The organism is Natronospirillum operosum, from assembly GCF_004768465.1.
Classification (GTDB): Bacteria; Pseudomonadota; Gammaproteobacteria; order Pseudomonadales; family Natronospirillaceae; genus Natronospirillum; species Natronospirillum operosum.
This window is the reverse complement of the sequence record NZ_SRMF01000005.1, coordinates 16,475-38,058: the sequence shown is the minus strand read 5'-3', so window position 1 is coordinate 38,058 and position 21,584 is coordinate 16,475. Positions and strand designations below refer to the sequence as shown.

Below are 21,584 nucleotides of genomic sequence, written 5' to 3'. Positions count from 1 at the left end.
TCCGATGAGACGTTTATTCCGTAGTAACCCGGGCATTGTGGGCTGTGAAGCCAGAAGCGATCACTGGCTGCTGGCCCATGTTGTTCCGGGACGCCGGCCCAGAGTCGAACAGTTGCGCCAGATCCCGCAGCCGGCACTGTCTGCCGGCCACCTGCGTCAGTTGGCTGTCGACCTGCGCCTGCACAATGTACCCTGGGTCTGGGTATTGCCGCACGACCACTACCAACTGATGCTGGTGGATGTGCCGGAGGTCCCCGAGGAAGAGATTCATTCTGCCCTGCGCTGGCGCGTTAAGGACATCATCTCCTTTCCGCTGGAAGAGGCTGCCGTGGATACTCTGTTGCTGCCCACTGAAGCCTTTCGCGGGCGCAGCCGCATGGCGTTTGCCGTGGTTACCCGCCGCGACCAGACCGAGCCGGTACAAACCGCCTTCGGTCGCGCTGGCCTGCGCCTGCGCAGCATTGATGTGGCCGATACCGCCCTGCGCACGCTCAGCCAGCACAGCAGTCAGCATCCGGCGACAGCCATATTGAAGGTGGACCATGAACAATCCTTTCTTGATGCCAATTATCAGGGTGAACTCTGTCTGAATCGCAGTCTGTCGGTGACACTGGACGACCTTCTACAGGATAATGCCGAACCCATGACGGATCAGGACCTCCAGCTCGAGGCGCCCGACACCCTGCGCCGGGATACCCTGGCTCTGGAACTGCAGCGCTCCTTCGACTATTTCGAGACTCAACTGGGTCTGGGCACATTACAGGAGCTTCGCCTGGTGGCGGACAAGCCCTTGCCCGACGACCTGTTCGACTTTCTGAGCGACCGGTTCCGCTTGCAGGCAGGCCCGCTGGCGCTGTCCGATCATCTGGACTTCGGCCCGCAAACCGAGCTGGAGAATCACGATCAGTATGCGCTGGCCATCGGCGGGGCCTTGCAGTGGCTGGGGTCCGGAGGACGCCAATAGTGCAACGGATCAACCTCTGTACAGATCGCCCCGCCGGACGCCGACTCTATGCCGGCCATCTGATGCTGCTGCTGGCAGCGGCAGTCTGCGTGGCCGTACTGGTCACCCTGTGGCAGCAGCAGCAATACCATGAGCGCCAGCAGGTCCTGGCCGCAGCGGAGGCCGATGCCGAACGCGCCCGGGAAGAACTGGAAGCCTTTCGAGCGGCCTATCCGCAACTGCAGAACACGGAAGCCCTGGAAGCCGAGATCAGTGAGCTGGAGCAGCGGCGAACCGAACGACGTCAGTTGCTGACCAACCTGCAACGCAGCACCGGTGCCCGGCCCTATTCCTATCATGCCTTCCTGCGCACGCTGTCCACCCAGCGGCTGGACGGCGTCTGGCTGACCGCATTCAGCCTGGACAATCCGCCCGAGCAGGACCAGGTGAGAGTCAGCCTGCGCGGCCGGGCGGTGGCGGCGGAGCTGCTGCCCCGCTACCTGGATCGTCTGCGCGAAGGCGAGGCGGCCCGGCTCAGTTTCGACGTTCTGGATCTGGATCGGATGACCTCGGACACCGGCGAGTATCGGTTTGTCCTGGAAACACGCTCGGCCGAATCGGGCGAGCCCAGGCAGCCTCAGCAGTCTGCTCGCCCCGAACTGAACCTGCCGCTGGAGCTGGACCTGCCAGCGGAACTGCAGAGGCTGTTGCAATGATGCTCCATCTGCGTGCCTGGCTGTATCGCCTGAATAGCCAACTGGAGCGCCTGAAGCCCCGGGAAACCTGGATGCTCGCCATCACCATTACAGCCATCATCGGTGTGGCCCAGATCGGGGTCAGCACACTCACCGGCTGGCAGCCCAGCGACGATGATCGATACTATATCCGGCAACAGGAGCGACAGGCGCAGCAATTGCGGCAGCAGATCGACAACCTGCGCCGCGAGCGTGACAACCCGCAACAGGATCAACTGCAGGCCCGTATCGACCAACTGCAGTCGGACATTGCCCGTACCGACAGCAGTATCGCTGCCGTTACCGACAACCTGATCACGCCGGAGCAGATGGTGCGCGTACTGCGGCGCCTGCTGGAAGAGCAGAACGACCTCACTTTGCGCCGACTGCAGACACTGCCGGTCGAACGCAGTGAAACCAGCCGCAACGGCGGCACCCGCACCGCGGTATACCGCCATGGCCTGACCATGGAACTGGACGGGAGCTTCAATGCGGTAGCCCGCTATATTCAGGCCATCGAGAATTCCGAATGGCAGATCTATTGGCGTGCCATGCACTACGAGATTGACCGCTACCCCACCGGGCGGCTGCGCCTCACCCTCTATACGCTGAGCAATGCGGAGGGCTGGCTGGATGTCTGAACACCGGAATCATCACTGGCAAGCCGCCCTGCTGGCCGCCAGCCTGGCATCCGCTTTCGTGACCGCTGAAGAGCTGTCGGACCCAATGCGACCAACACCATCGCAGCAGGCCATTGATGCACTGCCGACCACTCCCGGCGCGCCGGCAGCGGAGGCCGAGCCCGCCTTCGATCCGGCACAATATCAGGTGCAGCAGATCTACCGGATGGCCAGCATTCGACGCGCCCAGATCAATGGCCAATGGCTGACGGTCGGTGACCCTCTGGGAGAAGCCGAGGTCATTGCCATCGAAGAAGCTGAGGTACTCCTTGACGTCGATGGGGAAACACATACCCTGAGGTTGCAGCGCAATCGGGCCACTTTCGAATTGCGTGCGCCAGGCCGCCCACAGAAAGACAACCCCTCTGAGGAGACTCGATGACGTCCTGTTACGCTACCCCGAGTTTCAGGCTCCGTTCCGGCCTGCCCTTGCTGGTATTGTCGTTGCTGCTGGCAGGCTGCGCCAGCAGCGGCAGCAATGGCCCGGAGCGCGAGACTCGTTCGACGCCGTCGGCGCCTGAGCGCATGGCGTCACAGCTGGATGAAGTGGTGCCTGACGCCCGTGCGCGCGAACCCGCGCCGGCCGCGCCACCGGAACTCGGCGCCATGCTGCTGGACAGCGCCCCCCAGACGACCAACCGCTTTGATGTGGCGGCCAGCGATGTAGAACTGGCCCAGTTTCTTGACGACCTGTCCGAGGTAGCACAAACCAATATCCTGCTTGACTCCAGTGTCAGTGGTACCGTCAGCCTGCGCCTGCGCGACGTCACCATCCGCGATGTGATGCAGGCACTGCAGGACCAGTTGGGCATTGCCTTCGAGCGCACCGACTACGGCTACCGGGTGAGCGGTGATCAGTTGCAGACGCGGATGTTCCGGGTCAACTATCTGGATATCCAGCGCAGCGGCCTGTCCTCGACCGGCATTGGCGGCAGCCAGATCGGCGGCGGCGAAAGCCAGGGCCAGTTGAGTACCCGCAACGAGACTGATTTCTGGGGCACGCTGGAAAGTACTCTGGGCATGATGATGGGTCAGGGCGGCGACCGACAACTGGTCATCAATCGCCAGACAGGACTGATCGTGGTCAAGGCCCCGCCAAGCGAATTGCGGGCCATCAGCGACTTTCTGTACGAAGCCGAGATCGCGCTGCAGCAGCAGGTGATCATCGAAGCACGGGTGCTTGAGGTGCGCCTGTCAGATACCTTCGAGTCCGGTATCGACTGGAGCATTCTGGGCCAGGATGTGGGTGATGTCAGTGGCCTGGATATTGGCGCCGGTGTGTCCGGCAACACCGGTTCCAATGACCCTGATTTGGGAGGCGCCTTCAATCTGAGCCTGAATCTGCGCAATTTCAATTCTGTTCTGAGCGCGCTGCGCACCCAGGGCGAGGTCGAGGTGCTGTCCAGCCCGCGGATTTCCACCGTCAACAATCAGAAGGCTGTGATCAAGGTGGGCAGTGAAGAGCAGTTCGTCAACGTCAGCTCGGTCGCCACCACCAGTGATGACGGCCAGCAGCAGATCAACCCCAACTTCTCGCTGCAGCCCTATTTCTCCGGCATCATTCTCGACGTCACGCCGCAGATTGCCCATGACGACCAGATCATTCTGCATGTGCATCCGTCCGTGGTTCAGGTGACCGCCTCTTCCCGCACCTTCACCATTCAGGGCGAGTCCTACAATCTGCCGGTGGCCAGTTCCTCCATCCGTGAAACAGACAGTGTCATCCGTGCCGACAATGGCCAGGTGGTGGTGATCGGCGGCCTGCTGCAGAACTCCATCACCAGCCTGCGCAGTGGCCTGCCGGGAGAAGGCGGAGGCTGGCTGCGGCGCCTGCTGGGCCAGGAGCGCACGACCAATGAGCGCACCGAGCTGATTATTCTGCTGCGCCCCGTCATTGCAGATGCCGACAGCTTTGAGGAAGATATACGCAACACATCCACACGTCTGTTGAACCGCTGACCATGTACGAAGGTTTTTTCGGCCTCAACCATGCCCCCTTCAGTCTGACGCCGGACACGGAGCGCTTTGTCAGTCTGGCCAGTCATCAGGCCTGCTTTGATGTACTGCGCTTCGCCATCGAGTCCAATGAAGGCTTTGTCAAGGTGGTGGGTGATGTCGGCACCGGCAAGACACTGCTGTGCCGCAAGCTGCTGCACCACCTCGACCAGCATGCGACTGTGGAGGACGGCGCCCAGCGTTTTATTCCGATCTATATTCCCAACCCCATGCTGAGCGCGCTGGGGCTGATGCGGGCCATTGCCTCGGCGCTGGATATCCCCGGCGCCGGCAGCATGCGGTATGCCGACCTGTTCGAATCCATTCAGCAGGCCCTGGTACTGCAGACCCGGCAGGAGTGCACGGCCGTTATCATCATTGATGAAGCACAGGCCCTGCCGCCGGACACCCTGGAAGCCCTGCGCCTGATCACCAATCTGGAAACAGAGACCCGCAAGTTGGTGCAGATAGTGCTGTTCGGCCAGCCCGAGCTCGATGTTGTACTGGCGGAACATCGCTTCCGGCAACTCCGCCAGCGTATCGGCTTCCATGCCCGCCTGGAGCCTCTGGCGTCGGAGCATGTGGGGCACTATGTGCAGGCGCGCCTGCAGGCTTCCGGCTACAACGGCATTCCGCTGTTCTCACCGGCGGCGCTGCGCCAACTCTATCGTCACAGCCGGGGCGTTCCCCGCATGCTGAATATCCTGTGTCACAAGGCCATGCTGTCGGCCTATGGCCGGGGCGATCGCCGCATCACCCCCAAAGACATCCATCGTGCGGCCGATGACACACCCGCCACGGCTGGCCGCCGCAACCACCGCGCCATCGCAGGGCTGGTGGCTCTGGCTGTACTGGCCGCACTGCTGGTCTGGCTCAATCTCAGCGGACAGGCGCCGACTGTTCTGGAGTGGCTGTCATGAGCAACCTGGTCTCGTCGGCGCTGCGGCGGCGCGAGAACGCGATCCCGCCGCCAACGGGCGAGCCGAAGGAAGCCCCCTGGGATCATGCCGATGACTGGTCCGAACCCAGGTTCAACCCGCTCGCCGGCGCCCGCTCCGAACGGCAATGGCCGGGTATGAGAATCACCATGCGCGCCGGTTATGCGGTACTTGCGGTCATCATCCTGTGGCAAGGCTGGCAGGTCATGGGTCATCTGAACAGTCCGGAGCCGGCCACGTTCAGTACACGGACACTGCCGGAGGAGCCGACCCTAGCCGACAGCGAGGACGCACAACCCGAACCGGCAACCGACGCTGCAGAGCCAGCTGTAGCGACTGCGGCCCCGGATACCCCAGCCGATATTCCAATTGCCTCCGTTGATTCGTCCCGGGCGGCCGGTTCAGACCTCCTGCCCGCTGACACCACGGCTGATCTGCCCACACTGACACCACCCGTTGCAGACGCGGCAGCGGAAGAGTCTGCAGTCGAGGGGGATGCCCCCACGGCAGCGCCCACCGTGCAGCCTTCGTCCATTCAGCCCGCGACGGCAGATACTCAAGGCGCACCTGCGGAAACCGCCGCCTTTTCCGCCACCGCCAGACGAGAGGCGCTGGAAGCAGCCAGCCAGCAGTTCGCCAGCGGCGATGAGGAGAGCGCCTTGCAGTACATTCAGGAGTGGCTGCGGCAGGATGACCACACTGAAGTCCGTCAGTTCTACGCCCGACTGCTGCTGCGTCACGGTGACGCGGAAACGGCGCGCTACGCGGTGCGACCCGGGTTCAACCGACCCGAGCTGGAACTGAGAGCCTACGCCGATTATAAGGTAGGTGCCTATGCCGATGCCCGCCGTCACTATGAAGAGTTGCTCCGTCGTGCCGACAACCCTCAACAGGAATGGTATCTTTGGCTGGCGATCTGCCATGATCACTTGCAGGATACGGCTCAGGCCATACGTTATTTTGAAGCCTACCTGAACCAGGCCGAGGGTCAGCCGGCCAGTCTGGTTCGCCATGCGAGGGAACGCCTGGAACAACTGTCGGGATAGGCCGACAAGGAGAACAGCGTGCGCGATGATCGCCTGGGAGACATATTACTGGCCAAGCGCCTGATCAGCAGGTCACAGCTGGAGAGCGCCCTGGCAGAACAGCGCCGGCACCCCGAACGGCTGCTGGGAAATTTACTGATTCAGCAAGGCATATTGTCGCATGCCGAACTGGTACGCATCATTGTCAGCGAACAGCATCTGCCAATGGCCCGTGCCGTACTGGATCGCCGCAAGCAGGCCAATCAGCCCGTGGATGCCCATGGCGTGCCGCTGCTGCGTGTGCCCCCGGAAGAGGCAGCCAGCCTCGCCATGGCAGAAGGCGCCTTTCCTTCGCCCATACCGTTGCCGCGCCTGGAAGACTTCAGCATGACCTCGGAAACCGAGAAGGAACTGACGGCCGACGCCTTCATCGCCATTGAAGCGGACAAGTTGGATGAAGCCCGCCAGATCATTACCCAGGGTCTGACGATTCTGCCCGACAGCCTGCCCATGCGTTATCTGACGGCCTGGCTGCAAAGCATGGACAAGCGCGTCGACAAAAGCCTGCTGATACTGGACAAGCACTTTGGTACCAGCAGTGACAATGCTTCAGCCCTCTGGCTGACCGCCTGGAATCTGCAGAAACTGAACCGGCATAAAGAGGCTGCCGACCTGCTGCAGCGTATGTTGCGCCGCCGCAATCCGCTGCAGGGCTGGTATTTCGCCCTGGCCTATTCGCTGGACGAACTGCGCTTGTGGAAAAAGGCGCGCCAGGTCTATACCTATTTCATCCGCATTACCCGGGGTGAAAACCAGTACACCTGGTACGCGCGACAGCGCCTGCGTACCATCATAGAACACCTGGAAAAGACCGAACCATGACCCAGACCACCGCAGCCGGCTCCAGACAACAGAAAATTCGCCTGGGCGATCTGCTGGTAGAAAAAGAAGTGATTACCGAAGGTCAGCTCAAGCTGGCATTGGGTGAACAGAAAAACTCCGGCAAAAAAATCGGGCGCCTGCTCGTGGACATGGGCATGGTTGCCGAGGACCGTATGCTGCACGTGCTTGCCGGGCACCTGCAGATACCCTTTCTCGACCTGCGTCGGTTCAATCTCAACTCGGAACTGATCAACAAGCTGCCCGAAAGCCATGCCCGGCGCTACCGCTGCCTGCTGCTGGCCGAGCGTGAAGACAGTGTTCAACTGGCCATGTCGGATCCGCTGGATCTGATGGCCCAGGACGAAGTGGCCCGCACCCTGGGCAAAACAGTTGAGCCGGCCATCGTGCGCGAAAGCGAGTTGCTGGCCACACTGGATCAGGTCTACCGCAAGAGCGGCGAAATAGCCTCCCTGGCCGGCGAGCTGGAAACCGAGCTGCGAGAAAGCGACTTCGACCTGGCGCAACTGGCCGGTGAGACCGACACCAAGGATGCGCCGGTGGTGCGGCTGCTGCAGACCATCCTGGAAGACGCGGTGCAGGCCGGTGCCTCCGACATTCATATTGAACCGGACGAGACAACCCTGCGGGTACGTCTGCGTGTGGATGGCATGCTGCAGGAACAGGTCATGAAAGAAAAGCGGGCCGCCAATGCCCTGGTGCTGCGCCTGAAGATCATGTCCAACCTGGATATCTCGGAAAAACGGATGCCCCAGGATGGCCGCTTCAATATCCGTATTCTGGACAAGAGCATCGACATCCGCCTGTCCACCATGCCCACCCAATACGGCGAGTCGGTGGTCATGCGCCTGCTGGACCAGACCGCCGGCATTCTCAGCCTGAACGGCCTGGGCATGCCTCCGTCCGTGCTGGAACGGTTCCGCCTGCAGATCGAACGCCCGCACGGCATGATCCTGGTCACCGGCCCCACCGGCAGCGGCAAGACCACCACCCTCTACGCCGCCCTGACCGAGCTCAACAAGGCACACCGCAAGATCATAACGGCGGAAGACCCGATCGAATATCGCCTGCCCAGAATCCAGCAGGTGCAGGTCAACCCCAAGATCGAACTCGATTTCGCCCGCATACTGCGCTCGGCACTGCGCCAGGACCCGGATGTCATCCTGGTCGGCGAGATGCGTGATCAGGAGACGGTCTCGGTCGGTGTCCGCGCCGCCCTGACCGGCCATATGGTCCTCAGCACACTGCACACCAATGATGCCATATCCAGTGCCATGCGCCTGGCCGACATGGGGGTAGAGCCGCATCTGGTGGCGTCCTCATTGCGCGCCATCGTTGCCCAGCGTCTGGTACGCCGCATCTGTGACAACTGCAGTCAGCCCTATACCCCGGACAACCGGCAGCGTATCTGGCTGAGCCATCTGGGGCATGAGCCCGACGAGGAGGTTCAGTACTTCCGCGGGCAGGGCTGCTACCAGTGCAACAACACCGGCTACAGAGGGCGTATCGGTGTCTATGAGTTGCTGGAACTGGATGACAACATGCTGTTTGCGCTGCGCGATCAGGACCCCAATCGCTTTGTTGAAGCCGCAAACCGCAGCCCCTACTTTGTCAATATGACCGAACGCGCGCTCGAATATGCCCGTGAAGGCATCACCGACCTGACCGAGGTGTTCCGTATTACCGCCGATCTGGAAGACCGCGACTTCGGACTGGCAGGCAGCCAGAAGGTACGCCACGGCGGTGCCGCCGGCCACCAGGCCGCCCGCAATGCTTCAATGGCCGCCTCCACCGCCCCGTCGTCGGAGCAGGCCGCAGACCCGAAGCAGGATCAGCCAGTCGAGCCGCTGCCCAGCCAGGACTTCCAGGACAGCGGGCTGTCACTGCAGCCCCTTGACCTTGATGACGACAGCAGCCAGGGCGAGGACAATCACTGATGCCCAATTTCGCCTACCGTGGCCGCACGCAGGATGGACAGGCAGTGAATGACATCATTGAGGCCCGTTCCATGGACCAGGCGGCGGACGAACTCAAGCGCCTCGACATCATGCCGCTCAGCATCGAGCCGACCAACCGCAAACCCAGGGGCAGCAACGAGGCAGCAGACTGGCGCAAGCTGTTCTGGCCCCAGATCACCAGCGACGACCTGATTCTATTCTGCCGTCAGATGTATGCCCTGACCCGCTCCGGCATACCGCTGATGCGCGCCGTCAACGGCCTGGCCGAAGCCAGCCAGAACAAGCGCCTGTGCGATATACTGCGTGAAGTCAGCCGCTCCCTCACCGGCGGCAACGACCTCGCCACCGCCCTGTCCCGCCACCCCCGCGTCTTCAGCCCACTGTTCGTGGCCATGATCAGCATGGGCGAAACCACGGGCCAACTGGACACCGCCTTCAAGCAACTGATTGATCACCTGGAACTGGAAAAGAACACCCAGCGCCAGATCAAGCAGGCCACGCGCTACCCGACATTCGTCGTGTTCGCTATTACCGCCGCCATGGTCGTGATCAATTTCATGGTGATCCCGAGTTTCGCCAATGTCTTTCAACGCATGGGTGAAGACTTGCCCATCTTCACCATCATTCTGCTGCGTACCTCGGAATTCCTGACCACCTTCGGCCTGTTCATACTGGCTGGTCTGGTCGCCCTCTATGTCGCCTGGCGCCGCTATATAACCACCCCGCAGGGACGCTACCAGAAAGACCGCTGGCTGCTGCGACTGCCCCTGGTCGGCCATGTGTTCCGACGCATCGCCATGAGCCGTTTCACCCGCCCCTTCGCCATGATGCTGGATGCCGGGGTGCCCCTGCTGCAGGCCCTGAACATCACCTCACGTACCGTCGGCAATGAATATATCGGCCGGCGCATCGACAGCATGCAAAGCGGCATCGAGCGTGGCGAGAGCATTCTCGCCACCGCCCGCACCAGCGGCATGTTCAACCCCCTGATACTGCAGATGATTGGTGTCGGTGAGGAAACCGGCAACCTCAGCGACATGCTGCGCGATGTGGCCGATTTCTATGATCAGGAAATCGAATACGAACTCAAGACCCTGTCACAGTCGATCGAGCCCTTACTCATCGTGATGATGGGCGGCATCGTCGTCATGCTGGCACTGGGCATATTCCTGCCCATGTGGGATCTCGCCGGCGGCGCCGGCGGCCTGTAATGTCAGAAGACTGACGACGGTGCCCAGCCGTCATTGCATCAGCCCGATGGTACCGAAAACGCTTGAATCAAGGGTCCGAACTGTTGTTCGCCCAAAAAAAGTGCCAAAAATCTAACGCCGATAGCCCTTCCGGCTTGCGTTTACTCGGCGATTTAAGGTAATTTTACATTCAGCCATCGTCCGCCTTTGCGATCACGCAACACAGAAGAACAGGCAGAGACGGCAAGATTTCGTGCGCCTGGTACCACCCCCGCCATTCGGGCTCAAAATCGCCACGCACACAGACCACATTTTGGAGAACAGCAGTATGCAACAACCCAGCATGAAGAAACGCAATCGCGGCTTCACCCTGATCGAACTCATCATGGTTATCGTCATCCTCGGTATCCTCTCTGCCTTCGCTCTGCCGCGCTTTGCGGATTTTGGCGACAGCGCGCGGGAGGCCTCGATGGAAGGCGCGCGCGGTAGCGTCCAGTCTGCCTCAGGCATCGTACGCTCTGCATTCCTGGCAGGTGGCTCACCTGTCACTCTGGAAGGCGAGACCATTGACCTCGAAGAAGGCTACGCCTCGGTCACCGGCATTCTGGCCGCAGCCCAGCTGTCATCCGATTACGACACAGCTGTAGATGATGATGAGCTGACCATCTTCCTTGCAGACGAAGATGCAGACGGTGACCTCTGCTTCATTTACACCGAAAGCGACGGCAACGGCCCTGCTACTACCAGTGCAATGGGTGAGTTTGACGGTGGTGATTGCGACGTTTAACACGCAATAGAATCAAGGCATAAAGGGGTCTGATGACCCCTTTTTTTGTAAGGCCTGAATTGGCAGTGCAAGAGCCGCCCGCCGGGTACATGCCCTGTGAGACCGTTTGCGGCCAGGGACGGACCTGATACTCGCCGCAACCGAGCTGTCAGGGACTCTGTTGTAGCGAGCGACGCGAGTCGCGATGGGGCGACGCAGGCGTCCTTCATACGGGCCTTCGTCCCTGTCGGGACTTGCGTCCCTCACTACAATCGGAGGTTTGGCTGTGCTTTGGGGCTCTGATGGGGTTTCCTGTCAGGCACCAACCGGACCCTGGCGGCGGTCCGACAACCCGGAAAGGTGCGGCAATTCCGACCACCAAGCCCAGCGAGTCCCAACAGTGTACGATGTCATCATCATCGGCGGCGGCATCCTCGGCATGTCGACCGCCATGCAGCTCAAACAGACCTTCCCGAACCAGCGCATGCTGCTGGTCGAAAAGGAAAGCGCCCCCGCCCGGCACCAGACCGGCCACAACAGCGGCGTCATCCATGCCGGCGTCTACTACGCCCCCGGCAGCCTCAAGGCGCGCTTCTGCCTCGAAGGCAACCAGGCCACCAAGGCCTTCTGCGCACAGCACAGCATCCCCTATGACGAATGCGGCAAGCTGCTGGTCGCCACCAGCGAACTGGAAATGCAGCGCATGCAGGCCCTCTGGGAGCGCACCGCCAGCAACGGCGTGGAACGCCACTGGGTCAGTCAGCAGGAGCTGCGGGAACGGGAACCCAACATCACCGGCCTCGGCGGCATCTTCGTGCCCTCCTCCGGCATTGTGGACTATGCGCAGGTTACCGAAGCCATGGGCCGTGTGTTTACCGATGCTGGCGGTGAAATCAGCCTGAACACCCAGGTACTCGGACTGGAAGAGCGTCCTGATGCGGTCGTCGTCAAAACTGACCAGGGCGACTTTCAGGCCCGACGCATGGTCAGCTGTTCCGGGCTGATGTCGGACCGGCTGGTGCGCATGCTGGGTTTGAACCCCGACTTCACCATCGTGCCCTTCCGCGGTGAGTACTATCGACTGGCGCCGCAGCACAACCGCATCGTCAATCACCTGATCTACCCCATTCCCGACCCGGCCATGCCGTTTCTGGGCGTGCACCTGACCCGCATGATCGACGGCTCCGTCACCGTCGGCCCCAATGCCGTGCTGGCCTGGAAGCGCGAAGGCTACCGCAAGACCGACCTGTCGCTACGCGATACCGCCGCCATGCTGACCAACCCAGGTGTACTCAGAGTATTGAAAGACAATCTCAAACCCGGCCTGTGGGAACTGAAAAACTCCCTCTACAAGCCGGGCTATCTGCAGGAAGTACAGAAATACTGCCCCGGGCTGACGCTGGCAGACCTGCAGCCCTACCCGGCCGGGGTACGAGCGCAGGCGGTGTCCAGCGATGGTCGACTGGTGGATGACTTTCTGTTCATGAACACAAAGCGCACCGTCAATGTGTGCAACGCACCCTCGCCGGCAGCCACCTCGGCCATTCCCATCGGGGCCCACATTGTCGACCAGGTCAAGGCCCTCGAGTGATGCCCCGGGCCGATTTGCAGCCGCTCACGTCCATGGCTAGTCTTGGCACTGTTGTTGTGTAATCAGGAGTTTAATCCATCATGAGTCGCCACTTTGAATCCACCCCCGGCCTGAACGAAAACCGCGACCCGGCCACCGAGGGCTTTGTCTTCAACCAGACCATGCTGCGCATCAAGGACCCGGAACGCACACTGGACTTCTACACCCGCGTCATGGGCATGACGCTGGTGCGCAAACTGGACTTTCCGGACATGCAGTTCACCCTGTTTTTCCTCGCGGCCATCGACAGCAAGGACCTGAAACAATGGTCGGACAATGCTGACCAACGCCTGGTACAGACTTTCAGTCGCCCCGCCCTGCTGGAACTGACCCACAACTGGGGCACCGAAAACGACCCTGATGTGGCCTATCACAATGGCAATAACGAGCCCAAGGGATTCGGCCACATCGGCTTTGCCGTGCCGGAACTGGATGCCGCCTGCCACCGCTTCGAAGAGCTCGGCGTGCCCTTCGTCAAGCGTCCGCAGGACGGCAAGATGAATGACATTGCCTTTATCAAGGACCCTGATGGCTACTGGATCGAGATCTTTGAACCTGGGCGCCTCCCCGCCGGCCTGAAACAGCATCTCGCCAATTGACGCGAAGTAGCAGGCCGCTGGCTGGCCACCACTTCCGGTGATGGCCATTCTCCAACCAATAACAGAATCCACCGCTGTTTGGCGACGTAGCGGGCAATAATTCACCATCAGGACGTGAAAACTGCTTTACAGTGTCTTACACTGGTCGTTTTTCAGGCCGGATCCGAGTAAAGATGTCAGCCAATTCGGGCCAGAGCAGGGGCAACAAGGACAAGCGGCAGGCCTCGAGCCCACCGAAATCGCGCGTGTTGGCCCTGCATCCGGCGGCGCTGCAGCGCTCTCCCGGTTCTGCCATAGCCATGCTGTTTCTCGCCTGGCTGGGCGGCATTGGTTATCTCACCTGGTCTTATCTCAACAGTACTCAACAGTACCGGGACTTCGCCCACAGCCAGATCGAGCAGCGCACCGAGTTGCTGGCCCGCCTGCAGAGTGAGCTGTTGACCAGCCACCTCGAACATGCCGACCAGACACTGCGTTCGGTGCGCCAGTTTGTAACCGACTTTGATCAGGACCGCGAGCGACTGACCACCCTGCTGCACGCTCAGAATGAACCAGCCCCGCATATTACCGAGCTGCTCTACTTCGATCTGCAGGGTGACATCATTGCCTGGACCCACGGCAACCCCAACACCCCCAACGTCTATGACCGGGATTATTTCCGCACTCATTTGGCGGGCGGTGATACGCATTATATTTCTCTGCCCATGGTGGCCCGCATCCAGAATGAAACACCCTTTGTCGCCATCAGTCGCCCGGTTTTGGGGCCGGAAGAGGAACTGATGGGCGTGATCGTTGCTGCGCTGGATCTGCCCACTCTGGCTGGCGGGCTGGGCGATGTCACGGCCAATGAGCATGTGCGCTCGGTTGTGGTGCATTCCAGCGGCGAAATCATGATGACCAGCCCCTTTACGCCGGTGGTTCCCGGTACCCGTATGTCGCTGCTGGAGAGGCCCAACCTGCCTCTTGGCGAGGCGGGCTTGTTGATTGAAAACCCGGCGCCCGATGGGATCAACCGTCAGGTGGCTTACACCACCCTGCCCGACTGGGGGCTGCAGGTGTTTGTCGGCGAGGACAGAGCACCGGTCAAGCAGGATGTGGCCGCTTTTGTCCGTGAGCAGCAACACCGCTATGCCCTGATCGCCCTGATTGGCACGGCTCTGGTCATAGCACTCGGCTGGCTGGCCTGGCGCCGCCGTCAGGCTGTCAGTCAGCTGCATCGGGGCGAACGGGCCCTGGCTGCCAGCTATCAGCGCAACCAGGCCATAGTCAGTGCCCTGCCGGACACCCTGGTGACTGTCTCCGCCAGAGGCAAGGTGCTGGACTTCGAGCCGGGTGAAGGCAATGAACTGCCGCTGCCGACCGACCGCTTTATGGGGCGTCATATCAGCGCCGTGCTGCCCCGCTCCCTGGCCCGGAAAGTGCTCGAGTATGTGCGTCTGACGCTGGATACCGACAAGATGCAGACGTTCGAACACAGGGCGCTCAACGATAATGAAGAAGAGCAGTATTTCGAAGTCCGCAGCACCCCACTGGGACCCGACGAGGTACTGCTGATCGTGCTGAACATCACAGCCCGCAAGACGGCGCAGAAAAAACTGCAATGGCAGGCCACTCACGACAGCCTGACCAGCCTGCCCAATCGCGTTCTCTTCTACGACCGACTGCGCCAGGCCATCACCAGCAGCCTGCGCTATGAACGACCGGCCAGCCTGCTCTATCTGGATATGGATGGCTTCAAGGCGGTCAATGACTCTCTGGGTCATCACGCCGGGGACGAACTGCTGCGCCAGATTGCCGCCCGGTTGCGCGAAGTGGTCAGAGAGTCGGATACGGTCGCCCGCCTGGCCGGCGATGAATTTGCCGTTATCGCCCTGGAATGCGGCCCCGAGACAGCGCAAGGCCTGGTCGACAAGATCAGTGAGGCGTTGGGTCAGGACTATAACCTGGGCCCGCACACAGCCTGTCTGTCCGCCAGCGTCGGCATCGCCAGTTGCCCTCGGGACGGCACTGATGTCGATACCCTGGTGCGCGTGGCCGACCAGTCCATGTACAGCCAGAAGCATCAAGATCAGGAGCAGACCGAACTGGCAGGCCAGTAACCCTGCCCCGCGGCGGCATGAATGCCGGTTGCAGCCGGTCACTGCACCGGGCTATGCTCGGGTTAATCATCACAAGTAACAGTACCATGCAGCAGTTGCAGACTTCTGAGCGGTCACAGACTGGCTTTACACTGATCGAGCTGATCACCGTCATCATACTGCTGAGCATACTGGCAGCAGTGGCCATTCCCCGCCTGCCCAATGTCACCCTGTTCCAGAGTCAGTTTGATGTGCGCCAGGTGGTATCCAGCCTGAATCGACTGCGCGCCCATGCGCTGGCTTCGCAATGCTATGTGCTGGCCGATTTTTCCGGCGACGAGCTGGCAGCGTTCATAGAGAACAGTAGCGACTGCTCCGAGCCGCTGGCAGACAAATCATTGAGTACACCTCTCGGCTTCATCAATGCCACGCGCATTGCCGACCTGCAGGACAATGGCTCCACCAGCTTTCGGATCGTGTTCAGCCCGCGCGGAGAAGCGCTGTTCTATGACAATGCCGTTGACCTCACGGCACCCGGCACCGGCAGCCGGGTGTACAATCATCTGCCGTCCGGGCGGATGATCAGGGTGGATGACACCACGGGGTACGTTCGATGGGAGTAAGACGGCTTAGACACCAGGGCGTCACCCTGATCGAGCTGATTATCGCCATCGTCGTTTTGGGAATTGCAGCTGTGGGCATCCTGACGGCTCTGGGTCGCACCACAGTGCTTAACGTAGACCCCATGTTGCGCGCCCAAGGCCTGGCCCTGGCGCAATCGTTCATGGACGAGGTGAGCAGCAAACCCTTCTATGCCCCGAGCGAAGACCCGCGCTTTGATGAGAACGCCGGCGCTAACCCCTGCCCGGGCACGGACCTGAATTCACTGTCCAGCCGAGTGGCAGACCTCGACCATGTCTGTGCCTATGCCGACTACAACGCGACCCAGCATGAAGGGGGCCTGACCGCCCCCGATGGCGACCCTGTGGTTGGTCTCTCCGGCTACAATGTGCGCGTGACAGTTACCAGCAATGCTGACGAGCCCTTCTCGGCACCCTTTGACGGGCTCGCCCCGGACTGCATGCTGCGCGTGGAGGTCATTGCCTCGGCGCCTGCGGGCGCCGATACCCGTCTGGTCAGCTATCGCAGCAGCCTGTGGGAGGGCTGCTCATGACCAATCAGCACCCACGCGGCTTTACCTTGATCGAGCTGATCGTCGTCATCGTCATCACGGGCATTATTGCCGCCGTGGTCGCACCTATTGTGGCCAACCAGTTCGTTGCCTACTCCGACAGCAGTCGACGCGCCACCCTGGTACAGGAAGCACAGTCCATCATGCAGCGGCTGGAGCAGGACCTGTACAATGCCGTGCCCAACTCGGTCGTACCCGACAACGCCGGCAATGATCTGAGCCTGTTACTGCTGGCACGCCGGGCACCCGGCGACCCCGAAAGCGCCCTGCCAGCCGGGCGTTACTCAGACAGTTTCAATCCGAGCACCGCCAACAGCGAGATCACGGTCTACGGCTGTCTGAACAGTCAGATGCCGCTGCATGCGGTGATTTTTCCGGCCCAAACGGGCTCCGCCCTCGATGCCTGGGACAACTGGCCCAACGAGGACGAAAGCCCAGTCAGCGGTCCTGTAGCGGACATCGACAACACCGACTGCACAACCGGGACTCCGGCCACCCTCACCCTGGCCGAGAACCATACCTTCGACCCTGATGGTGAAGGTGCCCTGTTCCGCCGGCTCTACCTCACTCAGGGACGAGTCGACTGGAACTGCGACGAGACGGATGGTGTGCTCAATCGTGCACAAAGCTTTACCCCCTCCGGCGACCGCCTGGTGTCCAACGATATTGCAAGCTGCAGCTTCGAACCCATTATCGGCAGCACCTACTCCGCGCCCGGCCTGCTGGTCGATATCACCCTGGCCCGGGACGGCGAGCAGGTCCGCCTGGTGCGTATCTTTCAACTGGTGAATGCGCCATGACCCAACCGCAGCCCAAGCGCCATCACCAGCCCTGCCGACGACTGCACCGTCAGCGAGGCTTTGTGCTGCCCATGGTGATCTTTCTGATCGTGGTCCTGGCCGGAGCCGCCGTCGCCATCAGCCAACTGACAGTGGATACCTCCGCCGCCCAGGATCAGGCCCTGCAGAAAACGCGGGCGGCCATGTTCGGCCAATCAGGACTCGAGTTAACCGCATACCGGTTGCTGGACGATGCAACCTGCCCCGACATAACCAACATGAACTCAGCCAGCTTCCCCGGCCTGCAGCTAACGGTTGAATGCACCCCCATCAGCACGGCACCGGCGCTATGGGTCGTCACCGCCACTGTTCAGAGCCAGGGCCTGACGCCTGCAGATGGGGAATATGTCTGGCAACGCCTGACGTCAGTGGTGGAGGTGACGCCATGAGCAACAACCAGTCTGTGAGAACAGCGGGCCTCCGACTACAGAGCGCCTCGGCATATCTTCCCGGAGCCAGCTATTGTCTCCGACCCGGCAGATTACTTGTATTCAGCCTGTTACTGATACTGACCTCAAAGGTGTTCGCGGCAGATTACTTTTTCCCCAATGTGGACACCACCAGCAACAACTCCGCTTTTGCCAACGGAAACTGCACAGTCACCGGATACACTGTCGATTGTCCCGGCAACCTCATTCTGGGCAACAATGACGCCTTCATATTGACCAGCACAGCCGAACCCACTGTTCTCAACATCGCTGGCGATTTCACGTTCGGGAATGGACTTGAGGTCAATATAAACTCTTCATCCAGTAACATGTTCATCAATGTGGGCGGCAATGTTAACCCGGGCAACAATGCCGTTATCAACGCCAACCTGAGTGTCGATGGTTCCGTGAACACGACCAACAACGCAACAATTGACGGCGGAATCACCATTGGCGGTAACCTGAACCTGGGCAACAACGCTGTGATCGCTGGCTTGGTGACCGTAGAGGGCGATGCCAATATTGGCAACAATGTTCAGATCAACGGAGACCTGGGCGCCAACAACATCAATGTAGGAGAGAACTCGGAGATCAACGGAAATGTTGAGGGGAACAACATCAATCTCAGCAACAACACTGTCATCAACGGCAATGTGAATGCCAGCGGCAGCGTCAACAACAACGGTACCATCACCGGCTATGTCAACGCTCCTACCCTGAACAACAACGGCACCGTTGTGGGCAGCACCTGTGACCAGAACGTGAATGTAGGGCCATGCGCCGACACGGATGAAGAGCTGTCGGTTGAACCGGGAGCAGGTACCTTTGTGGTGCCTGACGGCGTCACCAGCATCACTGTTGAAGCCTGGGGCGCAGGTGGTCACGGTGCTGAAGGCACAGAACAAGCAGGAGCAAATGCCCTGGGCGGAGGGGGTGGTGGCGGTGGCGCCATGTCTCGACGTCATCTTTCCACAACTCCCGGTGAAACCTTCGAATATTTTGTTGGCGATCCGGACGGGCCAGCGGGCGAGCGCGCCAGTTGGCTGAGACGCAGCGGTCAATCCACGCTCATATTGCGAGGTGTCGGGGGGAGCGACGGTGCAGGTGCAACGGGCGGTGCCGGAGGGCAGCGTGAGGACTCGATTGGAGTCGACCGTTTCAGCGGTGGCGATGGCGCAGATGGCGCAGACTACGGGGGCGGCGGCGGCTCAGCAGCCGGCATCAACAGTGCTGGCAATGATGCGGCACTTGAGCAGGGGGGAACTGGACCTACCGGCGGCGGCGCAGGTGGCGACGGCGCCACATCTGACTCTGCAGCAATGATCGGTCAGCTGCCGGGCGGTGGCGGTGGCGGCGGCCTGATCTGTAACAATGAACCCGGCTGCCAGGATGCATTGCCTGGCTCCGGAGCCAACGGACAAGTCAGATTCTACTGGGAAACCGATGATCCTTTGCCGGAGGAGTCACTGGAGTACATCGAGCTCTCATTCTCATCCCCTGCCCTGACCTGCCGGGCTGCAGAAGTTACCTTCCGCGCCTGCGCAACCAGCGACTGTGGGACCTTGTATACCGGCGAGGTCAACCTTACCGCCACCAGCAGCAACGGCGGGCAGTGGACTGGAGGTGCAGATATCACCTTTACCGAAAACACTGCGCGCAGACTCGCCCTTACCGAAGCCGGAACCACCACCCTGGGTGTCACACCTATTTCCCCTACCCCTGAAGAGGGCCAGGTAAGATGCAATGGCGGCACCGACTGCACCCTGGAGTTTGTAGATACAGCGCTTGTACTGACCGGTATTGATCAGGAAATGACGACACTAACCGCCGGCCAGGAGTATGATGGCCTGTTCCGCCTGCAAGCCATTGAAACCGACAATGAAACCGGTGCCTGTGGCCCGGCGCTGAGTGGCGAGACACAGCAAGTGCTCTGGTCGGCAACCACAGTCAATCCGGATACACCCTACCCGGGTAACCCTCGGAGCCTGCAGATCAACGGCACACCGGTAGAGACCGGTTCTGCCAGCTCTCCGGCGACCCCTACTTTCGATGTCAGCTTTGACAATGACGGCCTAAGCACTGAAGCCTTTACCGTCCAGTATGACGACGCCGGCCGACTCGAACTGGAAGCAGGCCTGACCATCGATGTGGAGGCGGAAACCCTGACGCTGGAGCTGATCGGTGACCGGGAGCTGACTTTCTGGCCCCACCGATTCCTGTTTGCCGACATCTACTGTGAGGTGAATGAAGCCGGTGACTGCCACCCGGGCACGGATCCGGCTGACAGTGACACCGTCGACAATCCGGAGGCCGCAGGTCCCACGGGCAGCCCCTTTGCCTACGCCGGTGCCGAGTTCATTGCCACCGTCGAGGCGCATAATGCACAGGGCCAGATCACCCGCAACTTTGGCCGCGAGGGTAGCCCTGGTTTCGCTGCAAGTCTGACAGCAGAGCTGCTGCTGCCGGACCCTGACGACGGCGGCAATGAGCCCGACCTTGGCGGCCAGACCACATTGTCTGCCAGTGACTTCGAGGACGGCACTGCATCAGTGCCCTTGCTGTGGCCGGAAGTCGGCATTGTCGAACTGAGCGCAGATCTGGATTCCTATCTGGGTCAGAACAACGGGCCAACAGACTCCGCCACCTCCGAGCCAGTGGGGCGGTTTATACCCTATGAATTTTTCGTCGACTGGCAAGGCGCCAGCCTCAGTTCTCCAAACTCGAGCGGAGACTATATATTTCAGGGACAGACGTTCGGCTGGGGAGCGCCACCATCCGTTGTACTGACACCTTACTCCGCAAGACCAGACAGCAGTGAACCTCTGAGTGGTAGTATCACAGAAAACTACACAGGCGATTTCAACAAACTCCCCGATACCATCTCAGACCCAGACGCCTTGCTCTCGCTTGCCCGGCATGAAGACATGAGCGCTGGCGGACCGCTTGTTATATCTCCTTTTGAAGCCAGCATGGATTCTGATCTGCTTCAGGACTGGCAGAGGGAGTTGCTGATTGATGCCAACCAGGAATTGACTCTCTCCAAGGTGGATACACTGCCGGACGATGATCAGTGGCCAGATCCCATAGCTCTGCAATTCACGTACGAAGAAGATGCGTTCAAGGATTCCGACGGAGTGTGTCTAAGAAACGGTGACGGCACCTGCATTGGCCTGACAGAGAACATAAACTCGGGTATAGAACTGGTATACGGGAGACTCACCCTTCGATCGGCACAGGGGCCTGTTGATCGCACACTGAGGCTGCCTGTGGCCGTCGAGATCTGGCGCAATGATCGTTTTGATGTACACGGGGAAGCGGAGGGGGTTCTGCCCGATCTGGCAGCCAATCAGTTCACAGCCCGGGATGGCAATGACGACGACATTGACGACATCTCGATCACACTGCCTGATCCATTCAGTGTCGGGGAAGCCGACCTCGCCATTGATTACAGCAATTCGCAACCACTGCGGGCCCGAATACAGGGGACCGATGTGCCGCCATATCTTCAGTACCCCTGGCCTTACGGACAGGATGGGAATCTTGAACCAGGAGAATCCGGAGAGCTGGTGGGTCCCCGCGCCATCGCCTCCTTCGGTACCTATGAAGGCCGGCCGCCCATGCTGTTCATGCTGCAGCAGGGGCGGTGATTCGACGGGACTCCCTTCCCTTAACGTCGCCGGCCGGGTGCT

The 21,584-nt window shown here is 60.7% G+C and carries 19 protein-coding genes; all 19 read left to right on the top strand.

Features of this window, described 5'->3' with window-relative positions; all coding sequences use genetic code 11:
• The first annotated feature begins 4 nt into the window (after positions 1-4).
• The 19 genes from E4656_RS12810 to E4656_RS12720 all read left to right on the top strand — a co-directional run bounded on the left by E4656_RS12810 (position 5) and on the right by E4656_RS12720 (position 21,542).
• Entirely contained in the window at positions 5-964 is a 960-nt protein-coding gene (locus E4656_RS12810) for a type IV pilus biogenesis protein PilM (RefSeq protein ID WP_135483687.1), read from the top strand.
• Positions 964-1,659 (top strand): hypothetical protein, encoded by a 696-nt coding sequence (locus tag E4656_RS12805; protein ID WP_135483686.1) that lies wholly within the window; start codon positions 964-966, stop codon positions 1,657-1,659. The genes E4656_RS12810 and E4656_RS12805 overlap by 1 nt, the downstream gene beginning before the upstream one ends.
• Positions 1,656-2,318, top strand: coding sequence for a FlxA-like family protein (locus E4656_RS12800; protein ID WP_135483685.1), 663 nt, complete (start codon positions 1,656-1,658; stop codon positions 2,316-2,318). The genes E4656_RS12805 and E4656_RS12800 overlap by 4 nt, the downstream gene beginning before the upstream one ends.
• Positions 2,311-2,739: a hypothetical protein gene (locus E4656_RS12795; RefSeq protein ID WP_135483684.1), complete on the top strand. Its 429-nt coding sequence runs from the start codon at positions 2,311-2,313 to the stop codon at positions 2,737-2,739. Before E4656_RS12800 ends, E4656_RS12795 begins: the two co-directional genes overlap by 8 nt.
• Positions 2,736-4,316, top strand: coding sequence for a pilus (MSHA type) biogenesis protein MshL (locus E4656_RS12790; RefSeq protein WP_135483683.1), 1,581 nt, complete (start codon positions 2,736-2,738; stop codon positions 4,314-4,316). The genes E4656_RS12795 and E4656_RS12790 overlap by 4 nt, the downstream gene beginning before the upstream one ends.
• A gap of 2 nt (positions 4,317-4,318) precedes the next feature.
• A complete protein-coding gene (locus E4656_RS12785) occupies positions 4,319-5,272 on the top strand; it encodes an ExeA family protein (protein WP_135483682.1) in 954 nt (317 codons plus the stop codon).
• Positions 5,269-6,336: a tetratricopeptide repeat protein gene (locus tag E4656_RS12780; RefSeq protein ID WP_135483681.1), complete on the top strand. Its 1,068-nt coding sequence runs from the start codon at positions 5,269-5,271 to the stop codon at positions 6,334-6,336. Before E4656_RS12785 ends, E4656_RS12780 begins: the two co-directional genes overlap by 4 nt.
• 18 nt (positions 6,337-6,354) lie before the next feature.
• Positions 6,355-7,197 carry a tetratricopeptide repeat protein gene (locus tag E4656_RS12775; RefSeq protein WP_135483680.1) on the top strand — a complete coding sequence of 281 codons (843 nt, stop codon included), beginning with the start codon at positions 6,355-6,357 and terminating at the stop codon, positions 7,195-7,197.
• Positions 7,194-9,152: a GspE/PulE family protein gene (locus E4656_RS12770; RefSeq protein ID WP_135483679.1), complete on the top strand. Its 1,959-nt coding sequence runs from the start codon at positions 7,194-7,196 to the stop codon at positions 9,150-9,152. The genes E4656_RS12775 and E4656_RS12770 overlap by 4 nt, the downstream gene beginning before the upstream one ends.
• Positions 9,152-10,384, top strand: coding sequence for a type II secretion system F family protein (locus E4656_RS12765; RefSeq protein WP_135483678.1), 1,233 nt, complete (start codon positions 9,152-9,154; stop codon positions 10,382-10,384). Before E4656_RS12770 ends, E4656_RS12765 begins: the two co-directional genes overlap by 1 nt.
• Positions 10,385-10,706: 322 nt before the next feature.
• Positions 10,707-11,150, top strand: a complete 444-nt coding sequence (locus E4656_RS20640) for a pilus assembly FimT family protein (protein ID WP_135483889.1) — start codon at positions 10,707-10,709, stop codon at positions 11,148-11,150.
• Between the two features lie 379 nt (positions 11,151-11,529).
• Positions 11,530-12,720, top strand: coding sequence for an L-2-hydroxyglutarate oxidase (gene lhgO / locus E4656_RS12755; protein WP_135483677.1), 1,191 nt, complete (start codon positions 11,530-11,532; stop codon positions 12,718-12,720).
• Positions 12,721-12,800: 80 nt separating this feature from the next.
• On the top strand, positions 12,801-13,358 hold the full coding sequence (gene gloA / locus E4656_RS12750) for a lactoylglutathione lyase (RefSeq protein ID WP_135483676.1): 558 nt from the start codon (positions 12,801-12,803) through the stop codon (positions 13,356-13,358).
• Positions 13,359-13,531: 173 nt separating this feature from the next.
• Complete coding sequence (locus tag E4656_RS12745; RefSeq protein WP_135483675.1) at positions 13,532-15,457, top strand: sensor domain-containing diguanylate cyclase; 1,926 nt, start codon at positions 13,532-13,534, stop codon at positions 15,455-15,457.
• Between the two features lie 86 nt (positions 15,458-15,543).
• Positions 15,544-16,059, top strand: a complete 516-nt coding sequence (locus tag E4656_RS12740) for a pilus assembly FimT family protein (protein ID WP_167856055.1) — start codon at positions 15,544-15,546, stop codon at positions 16,057-16,059.
• Positions 16,050-16,610 carry a type IV pilus modification PilV family protein gene (locus E4656_RS12735; protein ID WP_135483673.1) on the top strand — a complete coding sequence of 187 codons (561 nt, stop codon included), beginning with the start codon at positions 16,050-16,052 and terminating at the stop codon, positions 16,608-16,610. Before E4656_RS12740 ends, E4656_RS12735 begins: the two co-directional genes overlap by 10 nt.
• Entirely contained in the window at positions 16,607-17,428 is an 822-nt protein-coding gene (locus E4656_RS12730; RefSeq protein WP_135483672.1) for a prepilin-type N-terminal cleavage/methylation domain-containing protein, read from the top strand. The genes E4656_RS12735 and E4656_RS12730 overlap by 4 nt, the downstream gene beginning before the upstream one ends.
• On the top strand, positions 17,425-17,856 hold the full coding sequence (locus tag E4656_RS12725) for a hypothetical protein (RefSeq protein WP_135483671.1): 432 nt from the start codon (positions 17,425-17,427) through the stop codon (positions 17,854-17,856). The genes E4656_RS12730 and E4656_RS12725 overlap by 4 nt, the downstream gene beginning before the upstream one ends.
• Positions 17,857-18,224: 368 nt before the next feature.
• Positions 18,225-21,542 (top strand): DUF6701 domain-containing protein, encoded by a 3,318-nt coding sequence (locus tag E4656_RS12720; RefSeq protein WP_135483670.1) that lies wholly within the window; start codon positions 18,225-18,227, stop codon positions 21,540-21,542.
• The last annotated feature ends 42 nt before the right edge of the window (positions 21,543-21,584 follow it).